This is a genomic window from Tsukamurella ocularis (assembly GCF_965138335.1).
GTDB lineage: Bacteria > Actinomycetota > Actinomycetes > Mycobacteriales > Mycobacteriaceae > Tsukamurella > Tsukamurella ocularis_A.
On the sequence record NZ_CBCSDV010000065.1, the window covers coordinates 1 to 6,163 of the forward strand.

At 73.5% G+C, this 6,163-nt stretch carries 6 protein-coding genes; all 6 read right to left on the reverse strand.

Features of this window, described 5'->3' with window-relative positions:
- Window positions 1-269: 269 nt before the first annotated feature.
- Window positions 270-1,034, reverse strand: coding sequence for a trehalose-phosphatase (otsB, locus tag ACNAYW_RS24540; protein ID WP_415852211.1), 765 nt, complete (start codon window positions 1,032-1,034; stop codon window positions 270-272).
- A complete protein-coding gene (locus ACNAYW_RS24545; RefSeq protein ID WP_415852212.1) occupies window positions 1,031-2,476 on the reverse strand; it encodes an alpha,alpha-trehalose-phosphate synthase (UDP-forming) in 1,446 nt (481 codons plus the stop codon). The genes otsB and ACNAYW_RS24545 overlap by 4 nt, the downstream gene beginning before the upstream one ends.
- Before the next feature lie 7 nt (window positions 2,477-2,483).
- Complete coding sequence (locus ACNAYW_RS24550; protein ID WP_415852213.1) at window positions 2,484-2,645, reverse strand: hypothetical protein; 162 nt, start codon at window positions 2,643-2,645, stop codon at window positions 2,484-2,486.
- Window positions 2,646-2,700: 55 nt separating this feature from the next.
- On the reverse strand, window positions 2,701-4,128 hold the full coding sequence (locus ACNAYW_RS24555) for a threonine/serine exporter family protein (protein ID WP_415852214.1): 1,428 nt from the start codon (window positions 4,126-4,128) through the stop codon (window positions 2,701-2,703).
- Between the two features lie 22 nt (window positions 4,129-4,150).
- Window positions 4,151-5,458, reverse strand: a complete 1,308-nt coding sequence (locus ACNAYW_RS24560) for a flavin monoamine oxidase family protein (RefSeq protein WP_415852215.1) — start codon at window positions 5,456-5,458, stop codon at window positions 4,151-4,153.
- A gap of 102 nt (window positions 5,459-5,560) precedes the next feature.
- Window positions 5,561-6,163, reverse strand: a 603-nt coding sequence (locus ACNAYW_RS24565) for a PucR family transcriptional regulator (RefSeq protein ID WP_415852216.1), incomplete at its 5' end; no start/stop codon positions are given.

Sequence of the window (6,163 nt, forward strand, 5' to 3'; positions counted from 1 at the left end):
GCGCGGGGGACGAACACGCTGCGCGGGGGGAGGCCGGCGGGTGGGCGCTCGGCACGAGGATGTGCCGGCAGCGGCAGCGCACATGCGCCCGGCCCGCGCGATCGTGGCTCATGCGCGGCACGCATGGCTCCGCCGCTGGAAAATGCCTCTGAGCTGCGATGATTCAGGTCATGCGTGCTGCGCGTGGCTGTTCGTAGCGACACAACGCCCTGCGTCGTGCCCGCATCCGCACTCGCAGCAGCTCCCGAGAGCGCGGCGGCGGTATCGGATCAGCCGCGACGCAGCGCCAGCAGCTCCTCGAAGACCGCGCGGGCGTCGGCGGGCCCGTCGACGCGGAAGCGGGCGGCGGTGGCACCGTCGCCCACCTTGATCGAGACGTCCTCGGTGCCGGTGAGGACCGCGAAGGCCTTCTCGTCGGTCACGTCGTCGCCGAGGTACAGCACGGCGGCGGCGCCGGTGCGCTCGCGGAGCGTCTGCAGCGCGCGCCCCTTGGAGGCGTCGAGCACCGTCAGCTCCAGGACGGCCTTGCCGTCGGTGGCGTGCACGCCGGGCAGGGCGGCGGGGCCCCGTCGGGCCTCCTCCAGCGCGACCGGCCCCGCGGACGGATCCACGACGTTGCGCACGTGCAGGGCGGCGCCCAGCGGCTTGGGCTCGACGGCCGCGCCGGGGAAGCGCTCGGCGACGGCGGTGAGGCCGGCGAGCACCGTCGACCGCAGCTCCCGCAGGTCGGCGGTGAGCGCGCCCTCGAAGCCCTCGGCCCACTCGGCCCCGTGGCTCCCGACGGTCACGACGCCGTCGCCGGCGCCGGACAACCGGCCCAGCGTCGCGCGGTCGCGGCCGGAGACGAGCGCCGCCGTCGTACCGGGCAGCCCGGCGAGGGCCTCCAGCGCCGCGACGGTCCCGGGCAGGGGGAAGGCGGCCGCGGGGTCGGCGACGATCGGGGCGGCCACCCCGTCGTAATCGCTGGCCACGAGCACGGTGCCGAGCCGGGCGAACCGGGCCAGCGCCGCGGCGAGACCGTCGGGCAGCGTCATGCCGGCGTCTCGTCGACGGTGCCGGCGAGGGTCTGCAGGAACGAGCGGGCCCAGCGATCGACGTCGTACTGCAGGACCTGGCGGCGCATCGAGCGGATACGGCGTTTGCCGTCCTCGGCGTCCTGGTGCACGGCCTCGTCGATGGCGTTCTTCACGCCCTCGAGGTCGTGCGGGTTGCACAGGTAGGCCTGGCGGAGTTCGGCGGCGGCGCCGGTGAACTCGCTGAGCACCAGGGCGCCCGACGAGTCGTTGCGGCACGCGATGTACTCCTTGGCCACGAGGTTCATGCCGTCGCGCAGCGGCGTCACGAGCATCACGTCGGCGGCGGCGAAGAAGGCCAGCAGCTCGCGCCGCGGCACGGGCCGGTGCACGTAACTCACCACGGGGCGGCCGACGCGACCGAAGTCGCCGTTGATCCGCCCGACCTGTCGCTCGATGTCGTCGCGCATCACCTTGTAGGACTCCACCCGCTCGCGCGACGGGGTCGCCAGCTGCACGAAGACGTGCCGCTCCGGGTCGAGGCGTCCTTCGGCGTACAGCTCGCCGATCGCCCGCAGCCGCACGTCGATGCCCTTGGTGTAGTCGAGCCGGTCGACGCCGAGCAGGATCTTCTCGGGGGTGCCGAGCTCCTTGCGCAGCGCCCGCGCGCGCTGCTTCGTCTCGGGCAGCTTGGCGGTGGCAGAGAGGTCGGCGGAGTCGATCGAGATGGGGAAGGCGCCCACCCGCACGGAGCGGAAACCGACGGTGACGATGCCGAACTTGGAGCGCACCCCGATCGAGTTCTTGCTGGTGGCGTACCCGGCCAGCTTGCTGGCGAGGTACAGGAAGTTCTGGGCGCCGCCGGGCAGGTGGAAGCCGACGAGGTCGGCGCCGAGGATGCCCTCGATGATCTCGCGGCGCCACGGCATCTGCATGAACAGTTCGACGGGCGGGAAGGGGATGTGCAGGAAGAACCCGATCTTGACGTCGGGCCGCAGCATCCGCAGCATCTTGGGCACCAGCTGCAGTTGGTAGTCCTGCACCCAGACGGTCGCGCCCTCGGCGGCGACCTTGGCGGTCTCCTCGGCGAAGCGCCGGTTGACCTCGACGTACGTGTTCCACCACTCGCGGTGGTACTCGGGCTTGACGATCACGTCGTGGTACAGCGGCCACAGGCTGCCGTTCGAGAAGCCCTCGTAGTGCTCCTGCACCTCCTGGGCGCTGAGCTTCACCGGGACGAGGAGCATGTCCTGGCCCTCGATGGGGCCGTCGCCGACGTCGGGGGCGCCGGGCCAGCCGACCCACGCGCCGTTGCGGGCGCTGAGGATCGGCTTGAGCGCGGTGACGAGCCCGCCGGGCGCTTCCTTCCACGTCAGCGACCCGTCGGGCGCCTTCACGACGTCGACCGGGAGCCGGTTCGCCACGACGATGAAATCAGATGTTCCGAACGCCGTAGCGGCCATGAGCGGTTTACGCCTCCTTGGGGCCGATGCCGAGCATCGACAGCAGCATCCGGCACTCGTCGGCGTCCGTCGCGTACGCAGCGACGACCCGCTGGGCCTGGTAAGCCGTCTCGTCCGCTACGGGCTCGAGTTCGTCTTCGCTGATGTCCTGCGTGGTCTTCGGGGGCATGAACGCACCTTCGTTCGGGAATGGACGAGCACCGACAGTTTACCCGCGAAACGTTTCAGTCGCGGACCCGGCGGAAGGTGATGCCCCCGATGTGCGGCCGCAGGGTGGGCGGGAGCTGCGGGCGGCGCAGCGTGCGGGCCACCCATTCGCCCAGCGTGACGCCCGCGGCCAGAGCACAGCCGACGGTCAGCGCCGTCGCCATGTTGGTCAACGCCGAGGTGGTCTGCCCCTCCATCAGCTCGGAGAGGCCGCGGTACACGGCGAGGCCCGGGACCAGCGGCGTGATGCCCGCGACGGCGACGATGAGCGGGGGGACCACGGCCCGTCGGGCGAGGAGACCGCCGGCCAGTCCGACGACCGTGGCGGCCACCACCGACGAGACGATCGGCCCGAGGCCCAGGTTGAGGATCGACCCCGCGACGAGCGCGCCCGCGCAGCCCGCGAGGAACGACGCGGTGAGCGCCCGGATCTGCGCGTACCCGGCGAGCGCGAAGGCCGCCGCGGCGACGCCGCCGGAGGCGACCAGGATCGGCAGTGGCGCGTAGTCGAACGGCTGCTGCTGCAGCGGCGGCAGCGTCGCGCCCAGCTCGCTGGTGACCCGCAGCGCCATGCCCACGCCGGCGACCACTCCGCCCGTGAATACCACGACCTCGAAGAAGCGCGCCGCGCCGGTCACGGGCGCGCCGGTGATGGCGTCCTGCACCGAGCCCACGAGCGAGAGCCCTGCCATGAGCACGATGATGCCCGCGACGATCACCCGGTAGGGCTGCACGTCCCAGCCGAACTCGATCGATAACCGGTAGATCAACGCGGCCGGCAGGGTCGCGAGGAAACCGCCCACCACCTGCTGGAAGAAGTAGGGCAGCCCCCAGTTGCTCAGCCGCACGTTGACCACGTAGATCAGCGCCGTGGTCACGAACGCCACCCCGGCCAGGGTGGGCTTGCCGCCGAGCAGCAGCGTGAGGGCGCCGGCCATCACGGCCCAGCCGAAGGTCGCGACGGCGCGCGGGTACGGGTGCCCCGCCGTGTTGATCGACTCCAGCGCGGTGAGCGCCTGGTCCGGCCGGATCCGGCCGCGGCCGATGCGCCGCACGAGGGTGTCGACCTGGGAGAGCCGGGTGTAGTCGAGGGAGCGGTGACTCACCGTGCGGATGTAGGTCGACGGGGGCAGGCCGCGCCCGCGCTGCACGCTCACGGTGATCGCGTTGTACGTGACCGTGACGGTCACGTCGTCGATGCCGTACGTCGCGGCGACGTACCGCACCTGCGCCTCGGTGTCGACGGCGCCGGTGCCGGAGTCCAGCAGCACCTCGCCGACCTTCATCGCGACCTCGAGGACCTCGCCGACGGTCTCGTTGTCGCGGAGGTCGACGGGCTGCAGCGGCGTCAGGACCGGCATTCCGGCGGTGTCGACGGTGGCGGCGTTCCGGCCGGTCAGGGCCTGGACTGCGTGCGCGAGGCGATCGCGGAACGCGGGCTTCATTCGGGGGCACCTCCTCGGTGCATCACCGTAGTGCCGACGCGACCTCCTCGGCCACCCGCTCACCCGATTCGAGCGCACCCTCGATGTACCCGGCGTGCTCGCCCGCCGTCTCCGTCCCCGCCCAGTGCACGGTGCCGGCGGGCGCGTGCCCGAGCGGGAAGGGCATCGCCCCGGCCGCCGGATCGGGGAGGGCGAGGTAACCGCCGCCGACGTACTCGTCCAGGTGCCAGGACTTCTCGTGCCAGCTCGCCGGGCTGCGCACGCCGTCGCCCAGGTGGTGGGCGAGGCGCCCGAGCAGCGCGTCCCGACGGTCCGCCGGGCTCAGTTCGTCGAGCGTGCGCGCGTCGGTGCCGCCGACGAGCAGGCACAGGTGCCCGGGACCGTCTGCCGTCGGTGGCGAGGTGTCGAAGACGCCCACGCCCGGGGCGTCGATCGCGATCATCTCGGCGTGCCCGCGCTCGCGCCAGAAGGGCCGTTCGTACACGGCGAGGGCCTTGTAGACCGAGCCCATGTACGTGCCGCGCTCGGCGCGGAGGCGCTCCGTGGGCAGGGCGGGGCGGTGCCCGATCGCCGCCGCGACGGGCGGGGGAGCGGTGACCACCACGCGGCGGCAGCGGACGGTCCCGGTCGCGGTGTGCACCGTCGCGCCCTGCTCGTCGCGGTGGATCGCGAGGACTGCGCTCTCGGTGCGGACACGCTCCCCGAGCCGCTCGGCCATCCGGATCGCGAGGGTGCCGGCACCGTCGACGACGAGGGAGTCCTGCGCGCCGCCCCGCGTGGTCATCGCGGTCGACAGGCCGTCCATGGTGCGGACGGCGGCGGCGAAGTCGCGGAGGGTCAGCCGTTCCGGGTCGGCGGTGGAGGCGATCTCGAAGAGCACCCGCAGGAGCCGGCGGGCGCGGCCGGGGACCCGGCGCAGGAGGTCGGAGACCAGGGCGTCGCGCCCGACGTGCGGCCCGCCCGCGCGGACGAGGACCTCCCAGGCGGCGAGCGCGGCGCCGGCCAGCACGACGGTGGGGCTGGTGAGCCCGATGGTGCGTGGACCGTCGGCGAGCCGCGGCATCCGCGGCGTCTCCATCGCGTACACCTGCGCGCCGTGCTCGGCGGCGAGCGCGGCGAACCGGTGGTGCCCCTTCCCGATCCACTGCCCGCCGAGGTCGACGCGGCTGCCGAGGGCGGTGGTCTCGGTGAGCACGCGCCCGCCGACGCGGGGCGCGGCCTCGAGGACGAGGACGTCGATGCCGCGATGGTGCAGGTCGAGGGCGGCGCGCAGGCCCGCGATGCCCGCACCGACCACGACGACGGTGCGCTCCTCGGGGTCGTCCGTCATGGCGTTCTCCGTTCCGCGGCTGCGCCGCGATAAAGTCAGTCGTATGACTGACCATACGTGGACGGCGGTGCCTGCGGGCCTGATCGCGCGCTCCGGCGCGGTCTAATCCCGCCCGAACAAGCGGTCCGCGAGCACCGCGACGTACAGCTGGGCGGCCGCGCGCGGATCCGACCGGTCGAGGCCGGTGAGCTGCTCGATCCGGCGGAGCCGGTGGTTGATCGTGTTCCGGTGGTAGTGCAGCCGCGCGGCCGTGGCGGCGAGCGATCCGCCGCAGTCGAACCAGGCGCGGACGGTGGCGATGAGCGCGTCCCGGTCGGCCGCCGGCAGCGCGAGCACGGGCCCGAGCACCGCGTCCCGCAGTTCCCGCGCCGCCGCGGGCGAATGCGCCAGCGCGAGCGGCAGCGCCGACTGCCCGTAGGTCTCGGTCGCGGCCTCGCCCGGGATCAGGCTGGCCATCGCGAGCTCCGCCTGGCGCAGCGCGTCACGCGCGCCGAGCGGCCCCGTGAAGGGCGCGCTGATGCCGACGCGGCCGTCCGCCTCCGCGTGCAGGAGGTCGAGGACCTGCGGCAGCGCGTGCGGGGAGCTCAGGCTGAGCAGCCCGATCCGGGTGTGCACGTCCGACATCCAGTGCGCGGCGACGAGCCCGTCCCGCAGCCGGCGATCGATGCCGGCGAACGGCCCGCGCGCGCCGGCGGCGTCCGGGGC